Here is a 24580-nt window from a genome sequence, read left to right as displayed (position 1 = left end):
CAAGACATCCCACGATTTCGCTCCATGCACCTCGCCCCCGAAGCCCCCACCGCAACCGTCGTGGCCGCCGTGTCGGTCAACGACATGCGCGAGCGCATCCGCCGCAAAAGCCGCCTCAAGGGCCGCCAGCCCGAGGACGCTGCGATGGCCGATGTGGCGCAGTTGCTGGGCCCGCGCCCGGCCGACGGCTTCCGGCGCGACCTGCTCATCGAATACCTGCACCGCCTGAACGACCATTTCGGCGTGCTGCACGACCGGCATCTGGTGGCGCTGGCCAAGCAGCTGAATCTGCCCATGGCCGAGGTGTACGAGGTGGCGAGCTTCTACCACCACTTCGAGATCGTGCGCGGCGAGGATGCCCTGGCCCCGCGCCTGGTGCTGCGGGTGTGCGACAGCCTGAGCTGCAGCCTGGCGGGTGCGCGCGAGCTGCTGGCCGCGCTGCCCGAGCGCCTGCGCGCCGCCGGGCAGGGCGATGTGCAGGTGCAGGCCGTGCCCTGCGTGGGCCGCTGCGAACAAGCGCCCGTGGCGGTGGTGCACCAGTGCCCCGTGCCAGACGCCACGGTCGATACCGTGCTGAAGGTGGTGAAATCCAGGCCAAATCGGGCTATAGCGCTTCATCCACAAGCGCTAGTAGCTATCCATTTTGATATTTCTGAGCTGTCCGAGAAGAGCGTGCCAACGCAGCCGGACGGGATCAGCCCCGCGCACACCGACCTTGTCACCTACCGTGCCCACGGCGGCTACCAGACCGCCGCCGCGCTGGTCAACGGAGAGATGGACGCCGAGGCGGTGCTCGCTGCCATGGAGGACTCGGGTTTGCGCGGCCTGGGCGGCGCGGGCTTCCCGGCGGGGCGCAAGTGGCGCATTGTTCGGGACCAGCCCGCGCCGCGCCTGATGGCCGTCAACATCGACGAGGGCGAGCCCGGCACCTTCAAGGACCGTACTTATCTAGAACGCGACCCGCACCGCTTTCTGGAAGGCGTGCTCATCGCCGCCCAGGTGGTGGGTACCGAGGCCATCTATATCTACTTGCGCGACGAATACCACGGCTGCCGCGCGCTGCTGCAGCGCGCCCTGGACGACCTGCGTGCCGAGCCGCCATGCCCGCTGCCGCACATCGAGCTGCGGCGCGGTGCGGGCGCCTACATCTGCGGCGAAGAGTCGGCCATGATCGAGAGCATCGAAGGCAAACGCGGCGAACCCCGCATGCGCCCGCCCTACATCGCGCAGGTGGGGCTGTTCGGCCGGCCCACGCTGGAGCACAACTTTGAGACGCTGTACTGGGTGCGCGACATCGTCGAGCGCGGCCCGCAGTGGTTTGCCAGCTTCGGCCGCCACGGCCGCAAGGGGCTGCGGTCTTTCAGCGTGAGCGGCCGCGTGAAGCACCCCGGCGTCAAGCTCGCTCCGGCGGGCATCACGGTGCAGGAACTCATCGACGAATACTGCGGCGGCATGCTGGACGGCCACCAGCTCTACGCCTACCTGCCCGGCGGCGCCTCGGGCGGCATCCTGCCCGCCAGCCTCAACCAGATTCCCCTGGACTTTGACACCCTGCAGCCCTACGGCTGCTTCATCGGTTCGGCCGCCGTCATCGTGCTCAGCCAGCACGACCGGGCGCGCGATGCGGCGCTCAACGTGATGCGGTTTTTTGAACACGAAAGCTGCGGCCAGTGCACGCCCTGCCGCGTGGGCACGGCCAAGGCGGCTGCGCTGATGGAGGCGCCGCGGTGGGATGCCGACCTGCTGGACGACTTGGCGCAGGTGATGGCCGATGCGTCCATCTGCGGCCTGGGCCAGGCGGCGCCCAACCCCATCCGCTGCATTCACAAATACTTTCCGCATGAGGTGGGCGAGGGCCCCTGGCCGGGCGATTTGCCCAAGCCGCGCAACAGCCCGCTCACCGAGCAATTGCCCGGAGGGTTGAAGCCATGAGCGCCGTGTTGACATCTACTGCTGCGGCGCAGCCCGCCGTGGCCTTCGAACTGGACGGCCAGCCCGTCACCGCCCATCCCGGCGAAACCATCCTGAAGGCCGCGCAGCGCCACGGCGTGGAGATTCCGCACCTTTGCTACAGCGACGGCCTGCGTCCCGACGGCAACTGCCGCGCCTGCGTGGTTGAGATCGCGGGCGAACGCACGCTGGCCCCTAGCTGCTGCCGCGCACCGGCTGAAGGCATGAAGGTGCAGGCGGCCAGCCCGCGCGCCCGCAAGAGCCAACAGATGGTGGTGGAGATGCTGCTGTCCGACATGCCGGACGTGGGATACCGGTGGAACGATCAAAAGGAAAATACTCCTGAATTGATAGCTGGTGGCGCTTATCCATCAAGCGCTAGCGGACAATTTGACTCAAAAAATTCAGAAACGATAGGCCACCATGGCGAGCTGAGCGCCTGGGCGGACCGCCTGGGCGTGGCCGTGCGCCCCGCGCTCCAGGCCCTGCGCCGCGAGCAGCCTGCGCCCGACCTGAGCCACCCGGCCATGGCCGTGAATCTGGATGCCTGCATCCAGTGCAACCGCTGCGTGCGCGCCTGCCGCGAAGAGCAGGTCAACGACGTGATCGGCTACGCGCTGCGCGGGGCCGACAGCAAGATCGTCTTCGACCTCGACGACCCCATGGCCGAGAGCACCTGCGTGGCCTGCGGCGAATGTGTGCAGGCCTGCCCCACGGGCGCGCTCAGCCCCAAGACCCACGTCGGCTCGCAAAAGGTGGACCGCAAGGTCGATTCGGTCTGCCCCTTTTGCGGCGTGGGCTGCCTCATCACCTACAACGTGCGCGATGAAAAGATCATCAGCGTCGAGGGCCGCGACGGCCCGGCCAACCACGGCCGCCTGTGCGTGAAAGGGCGCTTCGGTTTCGACTACGCCCACCACCCCGACCGCCTCACGGTGCCGCTGATCCGCAAGCCCGGCGTACCCAAGGAGGTGCGGCCCTACGGCGCTGACTGGCGCGACACCTTCCGCGAAGCGACCTGGGACGAGGCGTTGGGCCTGGCTGCCGGCGCGCTCAAAGCCCTGCGCGACACCCACGGCCCCAAGGCGCTGGCGGGCTTTGGCTCCGCCAAGGGCAGCAATGAAGAAGCGTATTTGTTCCAGAAGCTGGTGCGCACCGGCTTTGGCAGCAACAACGTGGACCACTGCACGCGGCTGTGCCATGCGTCCAGCGTGGCCGCGCTGCTCGAAGGCGTGGGCTCGGGTGCGGTGAGCAACCCGGTGAATGACGTGGAGCATGCCGAGCTGATCTTTGTGATCGGATCCAACCCCACGGCCAACCACCCGGTAGCCGCCACCTGGATGAAGAACGCTGCCCAGCGCGGCGCCAGGATCGTGCTGGCCGACCCGCGCGTCACCGACATCGGCCGCCATGCCTGGCGCAACCTGCAGTTCAAGGCCGACACCGACGTGGCCATGCTCAATGCGCTGATTCACACGGTGATCGATGAGGGCCTGGTGGATGAGGCCTTTATCAAGGATCGCGCCAACAACTTCGAGGCCCTCAAGGCCAACGTGATGGGCTGCAGCCCCGAGGCCATGGCTCCGGTGTGCGGCATCCCGGCCGAGACGCTGCGCGAGGTGGCGCGGGCATTTGCCACCGCCAAGTCCTCCATGATCCTCTGGGGCATGGGCGTGAGCCAGCACGTGCACGGCACCGACAACGCGCGCTGCCTGATCGCGCTGTGCGCCATCACCGGCCAGATCGGCAAGCCCGGCTCGGGCCTGCACCCGCTGCGCGGCCAGAACAACGTGCAGGGCGCAAGCGACGCAGGGCTGATCCCCATGATGTTCCCCAACTACCAGCGCGTGGACAACGCCGGGGCGCATGCCTGGTTTGAAGACTTCTGGGGCACCAAGCTGGACGAAGCGCCGGGCTACACCGTGGTCGAAATCATGCACAAGGCACTGGCCGACGACAGCGACCCGCACAAGGTGCGCGGCATGTACATCATGGGCGAGAACCCCGCCATGAGCGACCCCGACCTGAACCACGCGCGCCACGCGCTGGCCAGCCTGTCGCACCTGGTGGTGCAAGACATTTTTCTGACCGAAACCGCCTGGCTGGCCGACGTGGTGCTGCCCGCCAGCGCCTGGCCCGAAAAGACCGGCACCGCCAGCAACACCGACCGCATGGTGCAGATGGGCCGCCGCGCGTTGAACCCGCCGGGCGATGCGCAGCCGGACCTGTGGATCATTCAGCAACTTGCTCGACGGATGGGGCTGGATTGGAACTACGAAGGCGAAGAGTCCGGCGTGGCCGCTGTCTACGACGAAATGCGCCAGGCCATGCACGCCAGCATTGAGGGCATCACCTGGGACCGCCTGGAGCGGGACTCCAGCGTGACCTACCCCTGCCTCACGCCCGACGACCCCGGCCAGCCCATCGTGTTCACCGAGAAATTCCCCACGCCCACGGGCCGCCTGCAGCTGGTGCCCGCCAGCGTGATCCCGGCGGCCGAAAAGCCCGATGCCGACTACCCCCTGGTGCTCATCACGGGCCGCCAGCTGGAGCACTGGCACACGGGCAGCATGACGCGGCGCAGCACTGTGCTCGACGCCATCGAGCCTATGGCCACCGCATCGCTGCATGGCGACGAACTTGACCGGCTTGGCGTGGCGCCCGGTGCGCTGGTGGGCATCCGCTCGCGGCGCGGCATGGTGCAGGTGCGCGTGCGGCGCGACGACGGCACGCCGCGCGGCACGGTGTTCATGCCTTTTGCGTACGTGGAGGCGGCAGCCAACCTGCTCACCAACGCGGCGCTGGACCCGTTTGGAAAGATCCCGGAGTTCAAGTACTGCGCGGTGGCGGTGGAGGTGCTGGAGGGGGCTGCAAGCTGACCGTGCGCGGAGGGGCTTTACGGACAAAGCTGCTGGTGGCCTTGCGCCGGGGTAAAGTCTGCGCCCATGACTGAGCGCCCCTACACCGACGTTGCCGTGATCATGCGGTGCGAGCACATCGACAACCGCTGGCAGCCCTGGCGGTGGTCGCTGGCCGAGGTGGTGATCAACGAGCCCGCCTTTGGCACCGAGCCGCGCCAGATCCTCCGGGACGAGCGCGAGCAGCGCTGGTTGTTCCCGGGGTTTCGGGCAGAGCTGTTTCGCGACGACGCCGAGGGCTATCACCTCAACCTCACTTCGCCCGCCCCGTGCTGGTTTGTGATGTGGCGCCGCGATGACGACCCCGGCACTGGCGAGATCCCGCTGGCCCGCCCCGTGGCCGTGAGCCTGAGCTACCACGACGCAGGCCGCTGGCTGGACGCGCAGGAAACCGTGGAACAGGTGCCCGCAGTGCCCGAGGTGGTGGAAGCGCTGCGCGCCTTTGTGGCCGAGCACTACCAGCCCGAACCCAAACGCCGCAAGCGGCCGGACAGTTTCCGCACGCTGCAAGACCGGTTTGGAAACCCAGCATCCGTGTCCACTGAAAAAACGCGTGGTGGAGGTGGCGGTCATGGCTGACGGGTTCCTGGGCCGCTGGTCGCGCCGCAAGCAGGAGGTGCGCGAAGGCAAGCCGGTGGAGGAACCACCACCACCCGCGCCGTCGTTGCCACCGGCCGCGTCTTCGTCGTCACCGCCTAACCCGTCCTCCGTGGCAGCCGGCGCCCCCCCCACCGCCGCAGAAGGCGCTGCGCCCGCTGCAGAAGCCCCTCCGCCACCCACGCTGGCCGATGCCCAGGCGCTTACGCCCGCGTCCGATTTCAAGGCCTTTGTGGCCCGCGATGTATCGCCCGAGGTGCGCAACCTGGCCATGAAGAAGCTCTTTGCCGACCCGCACTTCAATGTGATGGATGGCCTCGATATCTACATCGGCGACTACACCCAGCCCGACCCGCTGCCCGAAGGCATGCTGCGCAAAATGGCCAGCGCCCATGCGATGGGCTTTTTTGATCATGAAAAGAAGGCTGATGCAGCGCCTGATGTTCCAGTCAATGGCGCCGCCGTAGAAGCCAGTGCAGACGCAGAGGCAATAGCCCCTGCCCTTGCTCAGCCTCGGGATGATGCGGAGGGGCACGCCCCCGCAGACGTGGCACAGTCCGGGGTATGCAACGCTATTCCTAGCGCCCCCTCCAGCGAGCTTGAGATGGCCACCCGCCCCCATAAGGATGCGGTGGCCCTGCCAGCCAGCCACACAGAACATGACCACGACGCTCATCTGCGACTGCAACCAGACGATGCCCCTCAACGCGAAGGCGTTGGGCGCGGCGCTGCATGAAGACCTGACACTCCACTCCACCCTGTGCCGCCGCGAGGCGGGGGCCTTTCAAAAGGCCATCCAGTCGGGTGACGATGTGGTGGTGGCTTGCACCCAGGAGCAGCGCTTGTTTGGCGATCTGGGCCAGCAGACCGAAGGCGCAGTGTCGCCCATCCGGTTTGTGAACATCCGCGAAACCGGTGGCTGGAGCCGCGATGCCGCCAAGGCCAGCCCCAAGATCGCCGCGCTGCTGGCCGCCGCCCGCCTGCCTGATCCACCGCCCGTGCCCACGGTCACTTACAAGAGCACGGGCCGCTTGCTCATCATCGGCCCCCTCGACCAGGCCGAACAGGCTGCCGCCCTGGTGTCGGATGTGCTGGATGTGACCCTGTTCACCCAAGGCCCCGGCAATGCGGGTGGTGCGCAGGCGCGGCGTTTTCCCGTGCTGGGTGGGCGCATTACGGGCCTTACCGGCTGGCTGGGTGCGTTTGAGCTGCAGTGGAAGGCCGACAACCCCATTGACCTGGACCTGTGTACACGCTGCAACGCCTGTGTGGCGGCCTGCCCCGAGAACGCCATCGGCCTCGACTACCAGATCGACATGGCGGCCTGCAGCTCGCACCGCGACTGTGTGAAGGTGTGCCAGGTGGCGGGTGCCATCGACTTTACCCGTGACGCCACGGCGCAGACCGAGCGCTTTGACCTGGTGCTCGACCTGCGTTCGCCCACCGCCACGCCCACCTTCTTGCAGCATGCGCTGCCGCAGGGTTACCTGCGCTGGGACGGGCGTAGTGATGGGGTCAATATGACCACGCTGCTGAAACTGCGCGAGCTGGTGGGCGAGTTCGAAAAGCCCAAGTTTTTTGTCTACAAACAAAAGCTCTGCGCCCACAGCCGCAACGAAACCGTGGGCTGCAATGCCTGCGTGGACATCTGCTCGGCCGAAGCCATTGCCAGCGACAAAAGCCGTCAGCAAATCAAGGTGAACCCCAACCTGTGTGTCGGCTGCGGCGCCTGCACCACCGTGTGCCCCACGGGCGCGCTGACCTATGCCTATCCCAGTGCGACAGAGCAGGGCACCAAGCTCAAAACCCTTTTGTCCACCTACGCCGCTGCAGGCGGCAAGGACGCCGTGGTGCTGCTGCACAGCCAGGAGCGAGGCCAGGCGCTGGTGGAAGAGCTGGGTCGTGCCGCCCAGTTGAAACTGGCGCAGGGCGTGCCTGCCAACGTGATCCCGGTGGCGCTGTGGCACACCGCCAGCACCGGGGTGGACCTGTGGCTCAGCGCAATTGCTTACGGCGCCTCGCAGGTGGTGTTGCTGACGACCCAGGAGGAAGCACCGCAGTACCTCGACGGCCTGCAGGCGCAGATGGATGTGGCGCAAGCCATCTTGCGGGGCCTGGGCTACACGGGCACCCATGTGCAGCTGCTGCGCGCCACCCATCCCACCGAGCTGGACGCCGCCTTGCAGGCCCTGGGCCAGACTCGCCAGAAGACCCCGGCCGTGGCCGCGCGCTTTGCCGTGGCGCAGGAAAAGCGCAGCACGCTGGAGATGGCGTTGGACCATCTCATCGAGCAGGCCCCGATGCCCGTGGCCGATCGGCCCGCAGCCATCGCTTTGCCCGCAGTGGGTTCGCCCCTGGGCACGATTGAAGTCAACAAGGACCGCTGCACCCTGTGCCTGAGCTGCGTGAGCGCCTGCCCCGCCAGTGCGCTGCAGGACAACCCGCAGCTGCCGCAGTTGCGCTTTATCGAAAAGAACTGCGTGCAGTGCGGCCTGTGTGCCACCACCTGCCCGGAAGACGCCATCACCCTGCAGCCGCGCCTGCTGCTGGCGCCGGAGCGTGCGCAACTGCGCGTGCTCAACGAGGCCAAACCCTGGGCCTGTGTGCGCTGCAGCAAGCCCTTTGGCACCGTCAAGGCCATCGAGGCCATGCTGGGCAAACTGTCGGGCCACGCGATGTTCCAGGGCGACGCGCTGGAGCGCCTGAAGATGTGCAGCGATTGCCGCGTGATCGACCTGTATTCCTCTCAAAGCGAAACGAAAGTGACGGACCTGTGAGCGCCCAACCTGCTTCTTTGACCCCCCCTGGCGGCAGCTCTGCGCTGGATGAAGAAACGGCACGCGCCGAACTCTATGGTCTGCTGTCGCAGCTGTACTACGCCGCGCCCAGCGCCGAGTTGTTGTCTGCCTTGCGGGTAGCCGTGACCGAGGCGCCCGCCGACGGCGCCTTTTTGCAAGAGCCTTGGCAGATGCTGGTGGGCGCGGCCCGCGAACTGAGCGATGCTGCCATCGCGCAGGAGTTCGACCGTCTCTTTGGCGGTGTGGGCAAGCCCGAGGTGTTTTTGTATGGCTCGCATTACCTGAGCGGTTTTCTGAACGAAAAGCCACTGGCCCGTTTGCGCACCGACCTGGATCGGCTGGGACTGGCACGCGACGATTCCATGTCCGAAACCGAAGACCACATCGCGTACCTGTGCGAGGTGATGCGCTACCTGATCGCGGGGGATGATGTAGCTGTCTGCAACCTGACGGCGCAGCGCGACTTTTTTGCAACGCATCTGCAGCCCTGGGTTTTGCAGTTGTGTGATGCCCTGGCTGCCCAGCCGCAGGCGCGCTTCTATGCTGCGCTGGCCCAGTTCACACGGGCCTTCGTGTCGGTGGAGGCCCAGGGCTTCGACATGCTCGACTAACCTCTGGGAGGCTCGAAAAGCCTGCTCAGGTTGCTACAAAAGATGAGTGTCTTAGTGGGAGGTGTAAAGCTCGATTGCAGGCTTTTACACACTGACATAGACTGTATGAATTCCGTTTCATAGCTGCCAGCCATTCTGGAGACAAGCATGCAGAACCGCCAGCCCAATTCCTCACGCCGGAGCTTCTTCTCCGGCGCCGCCACCGTAGGGGCTGCAGCCGCAGCCGTCGTGGCACTCCCCCATGTAGTTCCCTCAGATGCCGTCGTGTCTGAACCCGCTCGGGTGGCGCCAGAAAAAGGCGGTGGCTATCACCTGTCTGCGCACGTGAAGCAGTACTACAAGACCACCCAACTCTGAAGCGGGGCGTGCCATGTTGCTAACCAAGAAGTCCTCCCACGCTGCGCAGGTCGCATCGTCTCCTTTTGTGCACAGCTTGCGCCGTGGCCTGTCGCAGGCGCTGCCCACGATGGACCGCCGCTCGTTCCTGCGCCGCTCCGGCCTGGGGGTGGGCGTGGGTATTGCGGCGTCGCAGCTCACGCTGGTCAAAAAATCCAATGCTGCCGAGGGTGCCAAGGCGGGCATTGGCGACAGCAAGATCGAAGTACGCCGCACCATCTGCACCCACTGCTCGGTGGGTTGTGCGGTGGATGCGGTCGTCGAGAACGGCGTGTGGGTGCGGCAAGAGCCTGTGTTCGATTCGCCCATCAACCTGGGCGCCCACTGCGCCAAGGGTGCGGCACTGCGTGAACACGGCCACGGCGAATACCGCCTGCGCTACCCCATGAAGCTCGTCAACGGCAAGTACGAGCGCATCAGCTGGGACACGGCCCTGAACGAAATCACGGCCAAGATGAAAGAGCTGCGTGCCGCCAGCGGCCCGGACAGCGTGTACTTCGTCGGCTCGTCCAAGCACAACAACGAGCAGGCCTATCTGCTGCGCAAGTTTGTGAGCTTCTGGGGCACCAACAACTGCGACCACCAGGCGCGCATCTGCCACTCGACCACCGTGGCAGGCGTGGCCAACACATGGGGCTATGGCGCCATGACCAACTCGTACAACGACATGCAAAACAGCAAGGTCGCTCTGTACATCGGCTCCAACGCGGCCGAGGCCCACCCGGTGAGCATGCTGCACATGCTGCACGCCAAGGAAACCGGCTGCAAGATGATCGTGGTGGACCCACGCTTCACCCGCACCGCAGCCAAGGCCGACGAATACGTACGCATCCGCTCGGGCACCGACATCCCGTTCCTCTTCGGCCTGCTGTATCACATCTTCAAGAACGGCTGGGAAGACAAAAAGTACATCAACGACCGTGTCTATGGCATGGAGAAGGTGCGCGAGGATGTGCTGGCCAAGTGGACACCCGACAAGGTGGAAGAGGCCTGCGGCGTCAAGGAAGACCAGATGTTCAAGGTCGCCAAGATGCTGCACGACAACAACCCTGGCACCATCGTGTGGTGCATGGGCCAGACCCAGCACACCATCGGCAACGCCATGGTGCGTGCCTCGTGCATTTTGCAACTGGCACTGGGCAATGTGGGAAAAACAGGCGGCGGCACCAACATCTTCCGCGGCCACGACAACGTGCAAGGTGCCACCGATGTCGGTCCCAACCCCGATTCGCTGCCCGGCTACTACGGCCTGGCCGAAGGCTCGTGGAAGCACTTCGCCGCAGTCTGGGGGGTTGACTTCGAGTGGATCAAAAAGCAGTACGCATCGCCCGCGATGATGACCAAGAGCGGCATCACCGTATCGCGCTGGATCGATGGTGTGCTGGAGAAGAATGAGCTGATCGACCAGGACTCCAACCTGCGCGGCGTGTTCTTCTGGGGCCATGCGCCCAATTCGCAGACCCGTGGCCTGGAAATGAAGCGGGCCATGGACAAGCTGGATCTGCTCGTGGTGGTGGACCCGTACCCCTCGGCCACCGCTGCCATGGCCGCCATGCCCGGCAAGGCCGAAGACCTGAATCCCAACCGTGCGGTGTACCTGTTGCCAGCCGCCACGCAGTTTGAAACCAGTGGATCGTGCACGGCCTCCAACCGCTCCATCCAGTGGCGCGAGAAGGTGATCGAGCCGCTGTGGGAGAGCCGTTCGGACCACATGATCATGCACCAGTTCGCTGAGAAGCTGGGCTTTGCAGCCGAGCTGTCCAAGAACTACAAGATGCAAAAGGTCAAGGGCATGGACGAGCCCGTGATCGAAGACATCCTGCGCGAAATCAACAAGTCGGTCTGGACCATTGGCTACACGGGCCAGAGCCCCGAGCGCCTGAAGGCCCACATGCGGAACATGCACCTGTTCGATGTGAAAACCCTGAAATCGAAGGGTGGCAAGGACAAGGAAACCGGCTACGACTTTGGGGGTGACTACTTTGGCTTGCCATGGCCCTGCTACGGCACGCCGGAGCTCAAGCACCCTGGCTCGCCCAACCTGTACGACACCTCCAAACACGTGATGGAAGGCGGCGGCAACTTCCGCGCCAACTTCGGCGTCGAGAAGGATGGCGTCAATCTGCTGGCCGAGGACGGCTCGCATTCGGTGGGCAGCGAGATCACCACGGGCTACCCCGAGTTCGACCATGTGCTGCTGAAAAAGCTGGGCTGGTGGGACGACCTGAGTGACGCCGAGAAGGCCAAGGCCGAAGGCAAGAACTGGAAGACCGACCCTACGGGCGCGATCATTCGCGTGGCCATGAATCATGGCTGCCATCCGTTTGGCAACGCCAAGGCCCGCGCTGTGGTGTGGAATTTCCCCGATGCCATTCCGCAGCACCGCGAACCGCTGTATGGCACCCGGCCCGATCTCATGGCCAAGTACCCCACCCACGACGACAAGAAGGCCTTCTGGCGCCTGCCCACGCTGTACAAGAGCGTGCAGGAGAAAAACGTGGCGGACAAGGTGCACGAGAAATTCCCGCTCATCCTCAGCTCTGGCCGTCTGGTCGAGTACGAAGGCGGTGGCGAGGAAACCCGCTCCAACCCCTGGCTGGCCGAGCTGCAGCAGGAGTCGTTTGTCGAGATCAACCCCAAGACTGCCGCAGACCGGGGCATCCGCAACGGCGAGCGTGTGTGGCTCAGCTCTCCCACTGGAGCACGGATCAACGTGCAGGCCCTGGTCACCGAGCGCGTGGCGCCCGATACGGTGTGGATGCCGTTCCACTTCTCGGGCCGCTGGCAGGGCGCGGACATGCTGGCTTATTACCCCAAGGGCGCGGCGCCTGTGGTGCGCGGTGAGGCCGTGAACACCGCAACGACGTATGGCTACGACAGCGTGACCATGATGCAAGAAACCAAGACCACGATCTGCAACGTGGAACGCGCCTGATCGCGCCACGCAAGGAGACACACATGGCACGAATGAAATTCATCTGTGACGCAGAGCGCTGCATCGAATGCAACGGCTGCGTGACCGCCTGCAAAAACGAACACGAGGTACCCTGGGGCGTGAACCGCCGCCGCGTGGTCACGCTCAATGACGGTGTACCGGGCGAAAAGTCCATCTCGGTCGCGTGCATGCACTGCAGCGATGCACCCTGCATGGCTGTTTGCCCCGTCAATTGCTTTTATCGCACCGAAGAAGGTGTGGTGCTGCACGACAAGGATGTGTGCATTGGTTGCGGCTATTGCAGCTACGCCTGCCCCTTTGGCGCGCCGCAGTTCCCTTCGTCCGGTACCTTCGGCGTGCGTGGCAAGATGGACAAGTGCACCTTCTGCGCCGGTGGCCCCGAGGCCCACGGCAGCCAGGCCGAGTTTGAAAAATACGGCCGCAACCGCCTTGCCGAGGGCAAACTGCCCGCCTGCGCAGAAATGTGCTCCACCAAGGCCCTGCTGGCCGGTGATGGCGATGTGGTGGCAGATATCTTCCGCAACCGGGTGGTGCAGCGTGGCAAGGGCGCCGAAGTGTGGGGCTGGGGCACGGCCTATGGGTCACAACAGGCAGGCCAGCCTGCAGGAGGCAAGTCATGATGATGAAGCGTCTTGTTCATTCGGCCCTGGCCGCCGCTGTGGCGCTGGTGGCGCTGACCGCCTGTGGCGAGAAGCCGCAGACCGGCGCGGGCATCCGCAGCGATGCAGCTCCCTATGCAGGTACGGGCAGCAATTTCATGCAGCCCGGCTGGAAGGCCGGAGACAAAGCCGGTTGGGAAGCGCAGTTGAAGGCGCGTCAGCTGTACGGCCAGAACGAATACACCCGCACTCAGTCCAAGTGAGGCCCGCCATGAAACACATCATGTGGTCCCTGGCTTTGGCGGCGGGATGTGCCTGGGGGCCAGCGGGTGCCCAGGCTCCGGCAGCGCCAGATGCCGCCGCGCCTGCGGTCACGGCATCGGCTGCTCCCGCAGCGACCGGCGGCATTCAAAGCCAAAACATTTTCGAGGTCAAGCCAGACGCCAGCGCAGACCCCAAATACGCCGAGCAGACCAATGGCGAACGCGCCAAGGTGCAGCCCGGCAACAACGCGCCCATGTGGCGCCAGGTGGGGCAGGGCGTGACGGGCTATAGCAGCCTGCCGAAAAGCCAGGCGCCCGAGGCGGGCAACCTGATCCAGCCGTTCGTGCAGTACCCAGGCTCGCGTTTCACCAACGCAGGCGAGGCATGGCGCCAGGTACGCAACCACTGGATCATTCCTTACGGTGCGGCCTTGTTTGCCATCGTGTTGCTGGCGTTGGGCATCTTCTACTTTGTCAAAGGTCCGCTGGGGCATGAGCACCCTGACGGCACCGGCGCCCGCCGCATCGAACGCTTCACACCTTTCGAGCGTGCTGCGCACTGGTCCAATGCCTTTGCGTTCATTGCGTTGGCCATCTCTGGCATCGTCATGGCGTTTGGCAAGTTCTTCCTGCTGCCCATCATGGGGGCCACGCTGTTTGGCTGGCTTACGTATGCGCTCAAGAACGTACACAACTTCATGGGACCGCTGTTTGCTGTCTCATTGCTGGTGATCATCCTTACCTTCGTCAAGGACAACATCGCCAACCGGGCCGACTTTGTGTGGCTGTCCAAGGGCGGCGGCATGCTGGGGGGTGACCACCAGGTTCCTTCCCACCGCTTCAACGCCGGCGAGAAGGGCCTGTTCTGGTGGGGTATCACCATCCCCGGCATCTTTGTGGTGGCCACCGGCTTGGTGCTCGACAAGCTCATTCCTGGCTTTGGTGACGTGCGCGGCGACATGCAGATCGCCCACATGATCCACGCCACCCTGGCGATCTGGATGATGGCGCTGATCTGCGGCCACATCTACATGGGCACGGTGGGCATGCGCGGCGCCTACAAGGCCATGAGGACGGGGTACGTGAGCGAGGGGTGGGCCAAGGAGCACCACGAGCTTTGGTACGACGACGTGCAAGCGGGCAAGATTCCCCGCCAGCGCAGCGCCAACCCATCCGCAGCCGATGCTGCAGCTACACCATCTGCGGGCCAGCCCGCGCAGGTATGAGGTTCCGCACCATGATGCAATTTTCTCGATCTTCCCTGCTGGCGTTGTGCGCGGCCAGCGTCTGTACCCTGGCATCGGCCAAGCTGCCTGCGCCTTCACCGGAGGCTGCCGCCAAAGCTGCAGAGGCGGCGGCCAAAGCCGCCTGGGCCGGCAAGGTGGACAACTACAAGTTGTGCCTGTCACAAGACCGTGTGGCGGCCCACTACCGCAAAACCACGCCAACAGCCAAGCCTGCAACGGCAGCAGGCGCTGCGTGCACCGACCCCGGCCCCTTCGCCTACACACCGCCCGCTGCCAAGCCCATTGAAGCGGCGGGTGCCCATTCGCCACCGGGCACGGCCAGCAGTCCACCCAGCACGCTGGCACCTGCCGCAGCTGCGTCAGCGCCCAAGTCCTGACGCCAACCACTGTCCCTCCGTCAAAAAGAGCCGCGCCCACTTGGTGGAGCGCGGCTTTTTTTTTGGTGGTCGCAGTACGTGCTTTTCCCCGATTCAGATGCCCCATGCCCCTCCTTGGGGAGAGGTACTGCGTATATTCGCACCATGTCTCTTTCATCACCGTCCGCCTCCCCGGCTGCGCCCGTGCTGCCGCGCCTGACGCAGGCGCATGCGCCCCTTACCCACAGCGTGGAGGTCGTGAACGAACTGGGCGAGCGCGAGCAGGTACAGATCCCCGCCGAGCGACCGCTCACCATCTATGTCGACAAGCGTGAACTCGTCACCCTCATGACCCTGGGCGCGCAGCCGGAACTGCTGGTGCTGGGCTATCTGCGTAACCAGCGGCTGGTGGAGTCCGTGTTCGACATCGAATCCATCACCGTCGATTGGGAGGTGCACGCCGCCGCCGTGCGCACGCGCCACGGCATCGCCCGCATTGAAGAGCGCACCGCGAGCAAGGTGGTCACCACCGGCTGCGGCCAAGGCAGTGTGTTTGGCGGGCTCATGGACGAGGTGGACCGCATCACCTTGCCCGAGGCACGCCTGACACAGGGCGAGTTGTACGGCATCGTCAACGCCATCCGCCTCAAGGAAACCACCTACAAGTCCGCAGGCTCCGTGCATGGTTGCGCCTTGTTCCGGGGGGAGGCGCTGCTCACCTTTGTGGAAGACGTGGGGCGCCATAACGCCATCGACACCATTGCAGGGTGGATGTGGATGAATACAGATGGCAAGGTGCCGCAAGGGGGCGCTTCCTCCACGCTATCCGGCGGCACGCCTGCAGAAAATGCCGCTTCGGAGAGTCTGCACGCGCCCATGTCCGGTGCAGACAAGGTGTTCTACACCACGGGCCGACTCACCAGCGAAATGGTCATCAAATCTGCGCAGATGGGCGTCCCCATCGTAGTGTCCCGCAGCGGCATGACCCAGATGGGACACGCCGTAGCGCAGCAACTGGGCCTGTGCGCCATCGGGCGCGCCACCAATCGCCGGTTTGTCTGCTATAGCGGTACAGATCGGCTGGTGCTGCAGCCGGAGCTGGCGCAGATACCCGTCGTACCGGTGGCCAGGGGCGGAGCTGGAACTGTCTCCTGAGGAGGCGGGGCTGTGTGAAGGGGGCGTTACGCGATTTCGGGAAACATCGCAGTCCGAACTACCGGCTGGTGGTTGAAAGAAACCGCTCCCACAATGGCATGATCGCCCCATGAAAGACCTGAACGCCAAGAGCGCCTGGGCCGATACCCTGCCCAGCCAGTGGGGGCCCGAGTCCGCCAAGATTGAAATTCCCTTGGGGGAGCAGCCGCCCGCGCCGTCTGTCGGCGCCGCATCCACCATGGCCCCGGCTCCCGCCAAGTTGTCCCTGTGGGACTGGATGCGTGAAGGCCTGCGGGCCGCGTTGTTCCTGTCGCCGCGCACTGCTGCTGCAGCGCCTTCACCCTGGCAGGTGCTGGTGCTGTCGCTGCTGGGTGGCGCGTTGCTGGTGGGGGCTGCGCGGTTTCAGGTGGCGGGGCCTGTGCAGTTCAATCTGCGGGGCTGGCTGGCGCCGATGTGGAGCAGCCTGGTGCTGATGTGGCTGGCCTGGTGGGCCATGGCCCCGGCCCAGCGTGCGGCGGCACAAGAGCCCTCGGCGGGTGCTTCGGGGCCTTCGGGCGGGCTGGCGGCCTGGTATGTGTTGTCCGCGTGGGCTCCGCTGGCGCCTTTGTTGCTGCTGTATGCCTTGATGGGGGCCGTGGCGCACAAGCCAGACCTGTGGGGCGGGGCGGTGGCTGGCAATATTTTCTGGGTGGCCTATGGTGTGCTCACGCTGTGGGTGCTGGCCACGCTGGTGGTGGTGAGTGCACGCTTCATCCGCTCGCGGCTGCGCACGGCCATCTTTTCGGTGGCGATGGCAGCCGTGATCGGGGTGGGCATGTGGCAGTTCCAGGACCAGCCCTGGGAGCTGGACGCCTTGGCCGCTGCATCTGCCCAGTCGGGCGAGGAGGGACAGGCACAACCGGAGCCCGCGCACCTTGTGCTCTCGCAAGCAGTCTTTGAAAACCAGCAGGTGCTCTGGGATCGGCAAGTGCAGGCCCTGCCCGCTGGCCGCGATGGCGTGGTGGATGTCTATGGGCTCGTGTTCGCCCCCTACGCCAGCGAAAACGTGTTCCGGCGAGAAAGCACCATGGTCAGCACGCTGCTGCAAGAGCGCTTTGACGCCCAGGGCCGTGTGGTTCACCTGCTCAACCACGCAGAAACCGCCGATACGCATGCCTGGGCCACGCCGCAGAACCTGCAGCGTGCCATCGCTGCGCTGGCCCAGCGCATGGACCGTGACAGCGATGTGCTGGTGATCTACATGACCTCGCACGGTGCGCGCAACCATGAGCTGGCGGCCTCGCACTGGCCGCTGGAGGTGCCCCCCGTCACGCCCGAAATGCTGCGCGCCATGCTGGACGAGGCGGGCATCCGCCACCGCGTGATTGCCGTGTCGGCCTGTTTCTCGGGCGGCTGGATCGAGCCTTTGGCCACCGACAGCAGCCTCATCATGACCGCCGCCGATGCCACGCACACGTCATATGGCTGCGGCACGCGCTCCGAGCTGACCTTCTTTGGCCGGGCGGTGTTCCACGAACAGCTGCGCCAGACACATTCGTTCACCGAAGCCTTTGCCAAGGCCATCCCCGTGATTGCGCAGCGCGAGGTGGAGGCGGGCAAGCAAGACGGCTTCTCCAACCCGCAGATCCATGTTGGCGCGCAGATTGTGCCGGTGCTGCGTGCGCTGGAGCATCGCCTGCAAACGGCAGAGGCAGAAGGCAGCGCAGAGGCCCAGGTGGCCGCAGCGGGCGCAAAGCCCTGAGCTTCGCCAGAGCGTTCCATTTGCGCTAAGGTTCTGCGCCATGAACCTGTCTTTTTTACGCTTGGGCTGGCGCACCCTGGCCCGTGACCTGCGCGCGGGCGAGTTGCGGCTGCTGATCGTGGCCGTTACGCTGGCGGTGGCAGCCCTCACGTCGGTCGGTTTTTTTGCCGACCGCCTGCAAGGTGGCCTGCAGCGCGATGCCTTGCAGCTGCTCGGGGGCGATGCCGTAGTGGCCAGCGACAACCCCACGCCCCCCGCCTTTGTCGAGCAGGCCAAGGCCCTGGGCCTGCAGACCGTGACCACGCTGGGCTTTCCGACCATGGGCCGCGCCAGTGACGCCCAGGGCGGCGCCAGCAAGCTGGTGGCGCTCAAAAGCGTGCCCCCGGGCTACCCGCTGCGTGGCAGCCTCAAGGTGGCAGACGCCCCCGGCGCGCTCGACCAGCCCACCCGCGACATCCCGGCGCGCGGCGAGGTGTGGGTGGATGCCCCGCTGCTCGAATCGTTGAACCTGGCGATGGGCGACATGCTGCTGCTGGGCGATTCGCAGCTGCGCATTGCACGCATCATCGTGATCGAGCCCGACCGCGGCGCCGGTTTCATGAGCTTCGCCCCACGGGTGATGGTGAACGAGGCCGACCTGCCCGCCACCGGCCTGGTGCAGCCCGCAAGCCGCCTGACCTACCGCTTCGCCGTCATCGGGTCGGCCCCTGCGGTCAAGGCGTTCAGCGAATGGGCTGTTGCCGAATCGAAAAAGCCCGACGTGCACGGCGTGCGCGTGGAGTCGCTCGAAAGCGGCCGCCCGGAAATGCGCCAGACGCTGGACCGCGCGCAGAAATTCCTGAGCCTGGTGGCCCTGCTGGCAGCGCTGCTGTCGGCCGTGGCCGTGGCCCTGGCCGCGCGCGGCTTTGCGGCCGAGCACCTGGATGCCTCAGCCATGCTGCGGGTGCTGGGCCAAAGCCAGCGCACCATCGCGGGCGCCTACACGGCCGAATTTGCGTTGGTGGGCCTGTTTGCCAGCTCATTGGGCGTGGCGCTGGGCTATCTGGTGCACTACGCCTTTGTGCTGCTGCTGGCGGGCCTGGTCGAGTCGGCCCTGCCGCCGCCCAGCCTGTGGCCTGTGGCGTTTGGGCTGGGCATGGGGCTCACGCTGCTGTTTGCCTTTGGTCTGCCCCCTGTGCTGCAACTGGCCCAGGTACCGCCGCTGCGGGTGATCCGGCGCGACGTGGGCGGGCTCAAGCCTGCCTCGCTGGCGGTGCTGGGCATTGGGGTGGCAGGCTTTGCCGCCTTGCTGCTCACGGTCAGCAGCGACATCACGCTGGGCCTGATTGCCGTGGGTGGCTTTGCCGGGGCGGTGGCCCTCTTTGCCGGGCTGTCGTGGGTGGCGGTGAAGCTGCTGCGCAAAAGTGTGAACGAGGCCACCGCGCCCCGCTGGCTGGTACTGGCCACACGGCAGATTTCTGCGCGCCCGGCCTATGCCGTGGTGCAGGTGAGCAGCCTGGCCGTGGGGCTGCTGGCGCTGGTGCTGCTGGTGCTGCTGCGCACCGACCTGGTGGACAGCTGGCGCAAGGCCACCCCGCCCGATGCGCCCAACCGTTTTGTGATCAACGTGATGCCCGACCAGGCCGACGCCTTCCAGCAGACGCTCAAGGACGGTGGCGTGGCCAAGTACGACTGGTACCCCATGATCCGGGGCCGCCTGTTGGCTGTGAACGGCAAACCCGTGGGCCCGGCCGACTACACCGACGACCGTGCCAAGCGCCTGGTGGACCGTGAGTTCAACCTGTCGAACGCCGTGGAGGCACCGCCCCACAACCAGGTGGTGGCCGGTGCCTGGACGCCGGGCGAAGAGGGTGCGATCAGCGTCGAAGAAGGCATTGCCGAAACCCTGGGCCTGAAGATGGGCGACCGCCTGCTGTTCGACATGGGCGGCGTGCAGAACGAGGCACGCATCACCAGCCTGCGCAAGGTGGACTGGGGCTCGATGCGGGCCAACTTCTTCGTGATGTACCCCGTGGCCACCGTCAAGGACGTGCCCGTGACCTACCTGGCGGCCTACCGTGCGCCCGAGACCAACGGCTTTGACAACGGCCTGGTGCGCCAGTTTCCCAACATCACCAACGTAGACATGGGTGCCACCATTGCCCAGGTGCAGCGCGTGCTGGAGCAGGTGATCCGCGCGGTCGAATTCCTGTTCGCCTTCACCCTGGCTGCTGGGCTGGTGGTGCTGTTTGCCGCCGTCACGGCCACGCGCGAAGAGCGTGCTCGCGAATACGCCATCATGCGCGCCGTGGGCGCCCGCGCCAGCCTGCTGCGGCAGGTGCAGCGCGCCGAGCTGATGGGCGTGGGCCTGCTCGCGGGCTTTCTGGCCAGCGCCGTGGCGGTGGGCGTGGGCTGGGCGTTGGCGCGATTTGTGTTCGACTTCACCTGGACGGCTGCCCCCTGGGTGCCCCTGGCGGGCGCCGTGGCTGGGGCCGTGCTGGCGCTGGCTGCGGGCTGGTGGGGCCTGCGTGAGGTGTTGCTGCGCCCGGTGGTCGATACGCTGCGGCGCTCGGCAGAGTGAGCAGGTGCATGGCCTTGGCCTGTGTTGTAGTTGATTTGCTATATTTTCGATAGCTTGTTGCGCTTTATGGATAAGCGCTAGGGCCTGTTTTGCTATGAATTCTGATACCCCCCAAGCTGGTAGCGAAGGCACCGAAGCCGTGGCTGCCGTCATCCCCTTCGAATGGATCGGTGGCGAAAGCCGGGTGCGCGCGTTGGTCGAGCGCTTTTACGACCTGATGGACCTGGAGCCAGGCTACGCGGAGCTGCGGGCCGCCCACGGCAGCGACCTGGGTCAGGCGCGGCAAAAGCTGTTCATGTTCCTCTGCGGCTGGCTTGGCGGCCCCTCGTACTACACCGACCAGTTCGGCCACCCCCGGCTGCGCGCGCGCCACATGCCGTTTTCTATCGGTATCAAGGAGCGCGACCAGTGGGTGGCCTGCATGGACCAGGCCATGGGCGAGACCGGCGTGCCCGCAGACCTGCGCGCGCGCTTGAAGGAGAGCTTCATGGGCACGGCCGACTGGATGCGCAACAAGGGCGTTTGACAACCGCTGGGTTTTGGTGGGCGTGCATCCGGTGTGCTGTGCTGTGCGCTGTTTTTTGAGAAAAGGAGCTGTTTTTTATGTCCCGCGATGCCCGTTTTCAGGAACAGGCCCAGGCCCTGGGCTACAGCTTTGATGGCGAGATCAAGATCGGCGGCAACTACGTGCCGCTGGTTCGCGATGGGCACCACATCTACCTGAGCGGCCAGATCCCGCGTGTGGGCGACACGGTGGTGGTCACCGGGGACGCGGGTGCCGGGGCGTCGCTGGCCGATGCGCAGAAGGCTGCGAAGGTGTGCGCGATGCGCGCACTGGCGCTGTTGCAACGCGCGCTGGGCTCGCTTGATGCGGTGCAATCCATCCTGCGCATCACGGTCTACGTGCAGTCGGCGCCGACATTCACGCAGCAAAGCGAGGTGGCCGACGGTGCGTCGGAAATCCTGTTTACCGTGCTGGGTGAGGCGGGCGCGCACACCCGCACGTCGGTGGGCGTGCTGCAGCTGCCCAAGAACGCGACGGTGGAGGTGGACCTGATCGCTTCAGTGAGCCCCTCTGCCGCAGCTGCTGCACCTTGAGCCTACACGGTCACTGCATCGCATCGCGCCCATCCCCCAAGGAAGAACGGCCATGAACAACCCCGTTGTGCACCAAGGAAGCTGTCTGTGTGGCGGCGTCCGCTATGAGACCACCGCGCCCGTCAAGGCCTCGTCGCACTGCCACTGCTCCATGTGCCGCAAGGCCCATGGCGCAGCGTTCGCCAGCTATGGCAACGTGCGTCGCGAGCGCCACCGCTTCGTCCAGGGCCAGGCGCTGGTGCGCACCTACCAGTCTTCGGCCCAGGTCACACGCACGTTCTGCTCGGTGTGTGGCTCGCCCCTGCTGTGGCACAGCGAGGGCGCCCACGCCGACTGGGTGGCCGTGCCGCTGGGCACGCTGGACACGCCCTACGACACGCCGCCCCAAAAACACATCTACGTGGACTCCAAAGCCCCCTGGGTGGTGATCGGGGATGGCTATCCGCAAGAGCCGCAGGGGTAGGGGCCATGGCGGTCAGAGACCTTGTTGATCAGGACCTTCCGCAGGTGTATGCCTTGCTGGTTGCGCACGGCTGGTCGCACCGGCTAGGCACCCTGTCGAAGTTCGAGGCGCTGGTGGCTGCGTCGCAGTGCAACCTGGTGGCGCTGCACGGGGACGAGGTGGTGGGCTATGCGCGCGCCGTTACTGACGGGCTGAGCAATGGTTATTTGTCCATGCTGGTCGTGGCCCCTGCGTTTCGGGGCCGGGGGCTGGGGCGCGCGTTGGTGCAACAAGCATTGGCCAAGGCGCCCGCAGCCACCTGGGTGTTGCGCGCTGGCCGTCCAGGTGCATCCGAATTTTTTGCGAGAATGGGTTTTGCCCCGTCGGCGATTGCAATGGAGCGCACACGCTCCACCTGACACGCTTGAATCCCATGAACCACCCGCGTTTCCATGTTTTTGGCCGCATCGTCGAGGTGCGGCGCGAAGGTGCGCTGTGGCAGGCCTACCGCGTGGGCGCTGATGGTAAACGCACACCCTCAGGCTTTGTGATCCCCGACTTTGTCGAAGAACATGAACTGGCGCAGTTCCTCGAAGACCTGTTCCACGAAAGTGCTTCCCCGCACAACGGCGACGTGCACCGCATCGACTGACATCCTGACGACGGGGTGCCGCGTCACACCGCTGTCAAACCCCTGCCAGACACTCGGTCCCTTCTTTCACCCAGGGACTGTTCATGTCTGCGCGCACTCCAATCCATTCGCTTCTTTCTTCGCACATGTCGCGCCGCGTTGCCGCGCTAGGCATGGTGGCACTGGCGGCTTCGCTGGCTGCTTGTGGTGGCAGCGACGACAGCAATAACAATGCGGGCGCCACGGCCACGCTGGCCGTGCTGGAGACCACCGACCTGCACTTCAACGTGCGCAGCTACGACTACTTCAAGCTGGCCGAGGACAAGAGCTATGGCTTTGAGCGCACGGCCACGCTGGTGCGCGCCGCGCGCAAGGAGTTTGCCAATACGCTGCTGGTGGACAACGGCGACACCATCCAGGGCACGGCGCTGGCCGACTACGAAGCCACCATCAACCCCATCCCCTGCACGCAGCAGCTGTCGATGTACAAGGCCATGGGCTCCCTGGGCTTTGACGCGGGCACCCTCGGCAACCACGAATTCAACTACGGCTTGCCCTTTCTGAACCAGGTGCTGGGCGGCGGCCTGGATGTGGACGGCGTGGATGGCTCCAAGAAGTGCGCTGGCGCGGGCTTCCCGGTGGTGCTGGCCAATGTGGTCAGCAACAAGACCAAGAAGCCGCTGGTGCAGCCCTACACGTTGCTGGAGCGCACCCTGGTGGCCAAGAGCGCGGATGGCAAGGACGTGAAGCTGCCCATCAAGATCGGCGTGATCGGCTTCACCACGCCGGGCATCATGAACTGGGACAAGCGCTACCTCGAAGGCAAGGTCACTACCGAAGGCGCGGTGGAGGCGGCCAACAAGTACGTGCCCGAACTGCGCGCCAAGGGCGCTGACCTCGTGGTGGCTCTTCTGCACGGCGGGCTGGACGGCGCGGCGTATTCGCCCACCATGGAGAACCCCGGCCTGTACCTGTCGAAGGTGGCTGGCATCGATGCGATGGTGATGGGCCACCAGCACGGCGTGTTCCCCGACACGGCGGCCATCCCCGGCTTCAAGCTGCCGGGGGTGGACCACAAGGCGGGCACCATCAACGGCGTGCCAGCGGTGATGGCCAGCTCCTGGGGCAAGGCCTTGGGTGTGGTGCAGCTCGCGCTGCAGTGGGATGGCACCAAGTGGGTGGTCAACAAGTCCGCCAGCAAGAGCGAGTTGCGCAACATCCAGAGCAAGAACGCTGCGGGCACGACGGTCACCGTGGATGCCGACCCTGCCATCGCCCCGCTGATCGAGACGCAGCACCAGGCCGCGATCCAGTACGTGAAGACGCCCATCGGCCAGACCGACTTCCGCATGAGCACGCTGTTTGCCGATGTGGGTGACCCGGGCGCGATTCAGATCGTGAACCAGGCCCAGCAGGCCTATGTGGCGGCCTATGTCAAGGCCAACCTGCCGCAGTATGCGCAGCTGCCCGTGCTGTCGGTGAGTGCGCCGTTCAAGAGCGGCTTCCAGGGCGGCGCCGACTACACCGACGTGGCCGTGGGCCCGCTGGCCATCAACAACGCAGCTGACCTCTACCTGTACCCCAACACGGTGTATGCGGTGAAGGTCAATGGTGGCGACATCAAGAACTGGCTGGAGGCCGCCGCCAAGCGCTTCAACCAGATCGACCCTGCCAAGACCGGCGAGCAGCAGCTCATCAGCACGTTCCCTGGGTACAACTTTGACATGTTCACCACCGCCGACGTGCAGTACGAGATCGACGTGACGCAGCCCGTGGGCAGCCGCATCAAGAACTTGAGCTACCTGGGCAAGCCCATCGACGTGGCGCAGGAGTTTGTGATCGCCACCAACAACTACCGCGCCACCAGCGGCAAGAGCTTTATCGACAAGCTCGATGGCTCGGGCACCATCTGGGCCTCGCCCGACGCCAACCGCGACGTGGTGATCGACTACATCCGCAAGAACCCGGCGGTGACCCGCGTGGCCAACGGCGCGGCCAAGAGCTGGCGCTTTGCCAAGGCCACGGCGGCGGGCCCGGTGGTGTTCAGCTCGGGCGCCAATGCGCTGAGCGTGGCACAGGCGGGCGGGCTGGCCAATGTGTCGCTGCTGGCGGCCGATGATGGATCGGGCAAGGGCACGTCGAAGTACGCGATCGACCTCTCGAAGTAAGTCTGAACGGACACAAATACCGCTCTTGGAGACAAAGTGTTACGTGTTAGAGTGACCGCCATGGGTGGAGCAGGCTCCTCTATTGGGGGCTCAT

General features: G+C 65.4%; 21 protein-coding genes. All 21 read left to right on the top strand.

Annotated features, from left to right (window positions below; genetic code table 11):
* The first annotated feature begins 24 nt into the window (after positions 1–24).
* Entirely contained in the window at positions 25–1932 is a 1908-nt protein-coding gene (locus ACQ4MJ_RS15175) for an NAD(P)H-dependent oxidoreductase subunit E (RefSeq protein WP_431152097.1), read from the top strand.
* Complete coding sequence (gene fdhF / locus ACQ4MJ_RS15170) at positions 1929–4829, top strand: formate dehydrogenase subunit alpha (RefSeq protein WP_431152098.1); 2901 nt, start codon at positions 1929–1931, stop codon at positions 4827–4829. The genes ACQ4MJ_RS15175 and fdhF overlap by 4 nt, the downstream gene beginning before the upstream one ends.
* Before the next feature lie 66 nt (positions 4830–4895).
* Positions 4896–5447 (top strand): DUF3305 domain-containing protein, encoded by a 552-nt coding sequence (locus ACQ4MJ_RS15165; RefSeq protein WP_431152099.1) that lies wholly within the window; start codon positions 4896–4898, stop codon positions 5445–5447.
* Positions 5440–6201 carry a DUF3306 domain-containing protein gene (locus ACQ4MJ_RS15160; RefSeq protein ID WP_431152100.1) on the top strand — a complete coding sequence of 254 codons (762 nt, stop codon included), beginning with the start codon at positions 5440–5442 and terminating at the stop codon, positions 6199–6201. Before ACQ4MJ_RS15165 ends, ACQ4MJ_RS15160 begins: the two co-directional genes overlap by 8 nt.
* Positions 6161–8242 carry a 4Fe-4S binding protein gene (locus tag ACQ4MJ_RS15155; RefSeq protein ID WP_431153062.1) on the top strand — a complete coding sequence of 694 codons (2082 nt, stop codon included), beginning with the start codon at positions 6161–6163 and terminating at the stop codon, positions 8240–8242. The genes ACQ4MJ_RS15160 and ACQ4MJ_RS15155 overlap by 41 nt, the downstream gene beginning before the upstream one ends.
* A complete protein-coding gene (locus tag ACQ4MJ_RS15150) occupies positions 8239–8874 on the top strand; it encodes a TorD/DmsD family molecular chaperone (protein ID WP_431152101.1) in 636 nt (211 codons plus the stop codon). The genes ACQ4MJ_RS15155 and ACQ4MJ_RS15150 overlap by 4 nt, the downstream gene beginning before the upstream one ends.
* A 147-nt stretch (positions 8875–9021) precedes the next feature.
* A complete protein-coding gene (locus tag ACQ4MJ_RS15145) occupies positions 9022–9231 on the top strand; it encodes a formate dehydrogenase (RefSeq protein ID WP_055402831.1) in 210 nt (69 codons plus the stop codon).
* Between the two features lie 13 nt (positions 9232–9244).
* Positions 9245–12205: a formate dehydrogenase subunit alpha gene (locus ACQ4MJ_RS15140; RefSeq protein WP_431152102.1), complete on the top strand. Its 2961-nt coding sequence runs from the start codon at positions 9245–9247 to the stop codon at positions 12203–12205.
* A 23-nt stretch (positions 12206–12228) separates the two neighbouring features.
* Positions 12229–12846: a formate dehydrogenase FDH3 subunit beta gene (gene fdh3B / locus ACQ4MJ_RS15135; RefSeq protein ID WP_108616030.1), complete on the top strand. Its 618-nt coding sequence runs from the start codon at positions 12229–12231 to the stop codon at positions 12844–12846.
* Positions 12846–13088 carry a hypothetical protein gene (locus tag ACQ4MJ_RS15130; RefSeq protein ID WP_055402825.1) on the top strand — a complete coding sequence of 81 codons (243 nt, stop codon included), beginning with the start codon at positions 12846–12848 and terminating at the stop codon, positions 13086–13088. Before fdh3B ends, ACQ4MJ_RS15130 begins: the two co-directional genes overlap by 1 nt.
* Positions 13089–13096: 8 nt before the next feature.
* Complete coding sequence (locus ACQ4MJ_RS15125; RefSeq protein ID WP_121421027.1) at positions 13097–14314, top strand: formate dehydrogenase subunit gamma; 1218 nt, start codon at positions 13097–13099, stop codon at positions 14312–14314.
* An 11-nt stretch (positions 14315–14325) separates the two neighbouring features.
* Positions 14326–14712: a hypothetical protein gene (locus tag ACQ4MJ_RS15120; protein WP_121422843.1), complete on the top strand. Its 387-nt coding sequence runs from the start codon at positions 14326–14328 to the stop codon at positions 14710–14712.
* 144 nt (positions 14713–14856) lie between these two features.
* Complete coding sequence (locus ACQ4MJ_RS15115) at positions 14857–15846, top strand: formate dehydrogenase accessory sulfurtransferase FdhD (RefSeq protein WP_121507320.1); 990 nt, start codon at positions 14857–14859, stop codon at positions 15844–15846.
* 109 nt (positions 15847–15955) lie between these two features.
* The gene (locus ACQ4MJ_RS15110) at positions 15956–17587 is read left to right on the top strand and encodes a C13 family peptidase (protein ID WP_431152103.1); all 1632 of its coding nucleotides are present in this window, start codon (positions 15956–15958) and stop codon (positions 17585–17587) included.
* A gap of 40 nt (positions 17588–17627) precedes the next feature.
* Positions 17628–20147, top strand: coding sequence for an ABC transporter permease (locus ACQ4MJ_RS15105; protein WP_306554514.1), 2520 nt, complete (start codon positions 17628–17630; stop codon positions 20145–20147).
* Between the two features lie 94 nt (positions 20148–20241).
* On the top strand, positions 20242–20673 hold the full coding sequence (locus ACQ4MJ_RS15100; protein WP_055402812.1) for a group II truncated hemoglobin: 432 nt from the start codon (positions 20242–20244) through the stop codon (positions 20671–20673).
* A gap of 77 nt (positions 20674–20750) precedes the next feature.
* On the top strand, positions 20751–21245 hold the full coding sequence (locus tag ACQ4MJ_RS15095; protein ID WP_431152104.1) for a RidA family protein: 495 nt from the start codon (positions 20751–20753) through the stop codon (positions 21243–21245).
* A 52-nt stretch (positions 21246–21297) separates the two neighbouring features.
* A complete protein-coding gene (locus tag ACQ4MJ_RS15090; RefSeq protein WP_228898554.1) occupies positions 21298–21708 on the top strand; it encodes a GFA family protein in 411 nt (136 codons plus the stop codon).
* Between the two features lie 5 nt (positions 21709–21713).
* Positions 21714–22106 carry a GNAT family N-acetyltransferase gene (locus ACQ4MJ_RS15085; protein ID WP_431152106.1) on the top strand — a complete coding sequence of 131 codons (393 nt, stop codon included), beginning with the start codon at positions 21714–21716 and terminating at the stop codon, positions 22104–22106.
* Between the two features lie 14 nt (positions 22107–22120).
* Positions 22121–22339 (top strand): DUF7661 family protein, encoded by a 219-nt coding sequence (locus tag ACQ4MJ_RS15080; protein ID WP_121507315.1) that lies wholly within the window; start codon positions 22121–22123, stop codon positions 22337–22339.
* Between the two features lie 125 nt (positions 22340–22464).
* Positions 22465–24486 (top strand): bifunctional 2',3'-cyclic-nucleotide 2'-phosphodiesterase/3'-nucleotidase, encoded by a 2022-nt coding sequence (locus ACQ4MJ_RS15075; protein ID WP_431152108.1) that lies wholly within the window; start codon positions 22465–22467, stop codon positions 24484–24486.
* The last annotated feature ends 94 nt before the right edge of the window (positions 24487–24580 follow it).

The sequence above is a fragment of the Acidovorax facilis genome, assembly GCF_050626955.1.
GTDB classification, from domain to species: Bacteria; Pseudomonadota; Gammaproteobacteria; order Burkholderiales; family Burkholderiaceae_C; genus Acidovorax; species Acidovorax facilis.
The sequence above is the reverse complement of the archived record's forward strand: the minus strand, read 5'-3'. Positions and strand labels throughout refer to the sequence as shown.

Coding starts and splice junctions, on each gene's coding strand:
- ACQ4MJ_RS15090 (WP_228898554.1), top strand. CDS start 21,298: ATGAACAACCCCGTTGTGCACCAAGGAAGCTGTCTGTGTGGCGGCGTC.
- ACQ4MJ_RS15105 (WP_306554514.1), top strand. CDS start 17,628: ATGAACCTGTCTTTTTTACGCTTGGGCTGGCGCACCCTGGCCCGTGAC.
- ACQ4MJ_RS15085 (WP_431152106.1), top strand. CDS start 21,714: ATGGCGGTCAGAGACCTTGTTGATCAGGACCTTCCGCAGGTGTATGCC.
- ACQ4MJ_RS15125 (WP_121421027.1), top strand. CDS start 13,097: ATGAAACACATCATGTGGTCCCTGGCTTTGGCGGCGGGATGTGCCTGG.
- ACQ4MJ_RS15110 (WP_431152103.1), top strand. CDS start 15,956: ATGAAAGACCTGAACGCCAAGAGCGCCTGGGCCGATACCCTGCCCAGC.
- ACQ4MJ_RS15140 (WP_431152102.1), top strand. CDS start 9,245: ATGTTGCTAACCAAGAAGTCCTCCCACGCTGCGCAGGTCGCATCGTCT.
- ACQ4MJ_RS15080 (WP_121507315.1), top strand. CDS start 22,121: ATGAACCACCCGCGTTTCCATGTTTTTGGCCGCATCGTCGAGGTGCGG.
- ACQ4MJ_RS15075 (WP_431152108.1), top strand. CDS start 22,465: ATGTCGCGCCGCGTTGCCGCGCTAGGCATGGTGGCACTGGCGGCTTCG.
- ACQ4MJ_RS15130 (WP_055402825.1), top strand. CDS start 12,846: ATGATGAAGCGTCTTGTTCATTCGGCCCTGGCCGCCGCTGTGGCGCTG.
- ACQ4MJ_RS15175 (WP_431152097.1), top strand. CDS start 25: ATGCACCTCGCCCCCGAAGCCCCCACCGCAACCGTCGTGGCCGCCGTG.
- ACQ4MJ_RS15120 (WP_121422843.1), top strand. CDS start 14,326: ATGATGCAATTTTCTCGATCTTCCCTGCTGGCGTTGTGCGCGGCCAGC.
- ACQ4MJ_RS15095 (WP_431152104.1), top strand. CDS start 20,751: ATGTCCCGCGATGCCCGTTTTCAGGAACAGGCCCAGGCCCTGGGCTAC.
- fdhF (WP_431152098.1), top strand. CDS start 1,929: ATGAGCGCCGTGTTGACATCTACTGCTGCGGCGCAGCCCGCCGTGGCC.
- ACQ4MJ_RS15165 (WP_431152099.1), top strand. CDS start 4,896: ATGACTGAGCGCCCCTACACCGACGTTGCCGTGATCATGCGGTGCGAG.
- ACQ4MJ_RS15160 (WP_431152100.1), top strand. CDS start 5,440: ATGGCTGACGGGTTCCTGGGCCGCTGGTCGCGCCGCAAGCAGGAGGTG.
- fdh3B (WP_108616030.1), top strand. CDS start 12,229: ATGGCACGAATGAAATTCATCTGTGACGCAGAGCGCTGCATCGAATGC.
- ACQ4MJ_RS15145 (WP_055402831.1), top strand. CDS start 9,022: ATGCAGAACCGCCAGCCCAATTCCTCACGCCGGAGCTTCTTCTCCGGC.
- ACQ4MJ_RS15155 (WP_431153062.1), top strand. CDS start 6,161: ATGCCCCTCAACGCGAAGGCGTTGGGCGCGGCGCTGCATGAAGACCTG.
- ACQ4MJ_RS15115 (WP_121507320.1), top strand. CDS start 14,857: ATGTCTCTTTCATCACCGTCCGCCTCCCCGGCTGCGCCCGTGCTGCCG.
- ACQ4MJ_RS15100 (WP_055402812.1), top strand. CDS start 20,242: ATGAATTCTGATACCCCCCAAGCTGGTAGCGAAGGCACCGAAGCCGTG.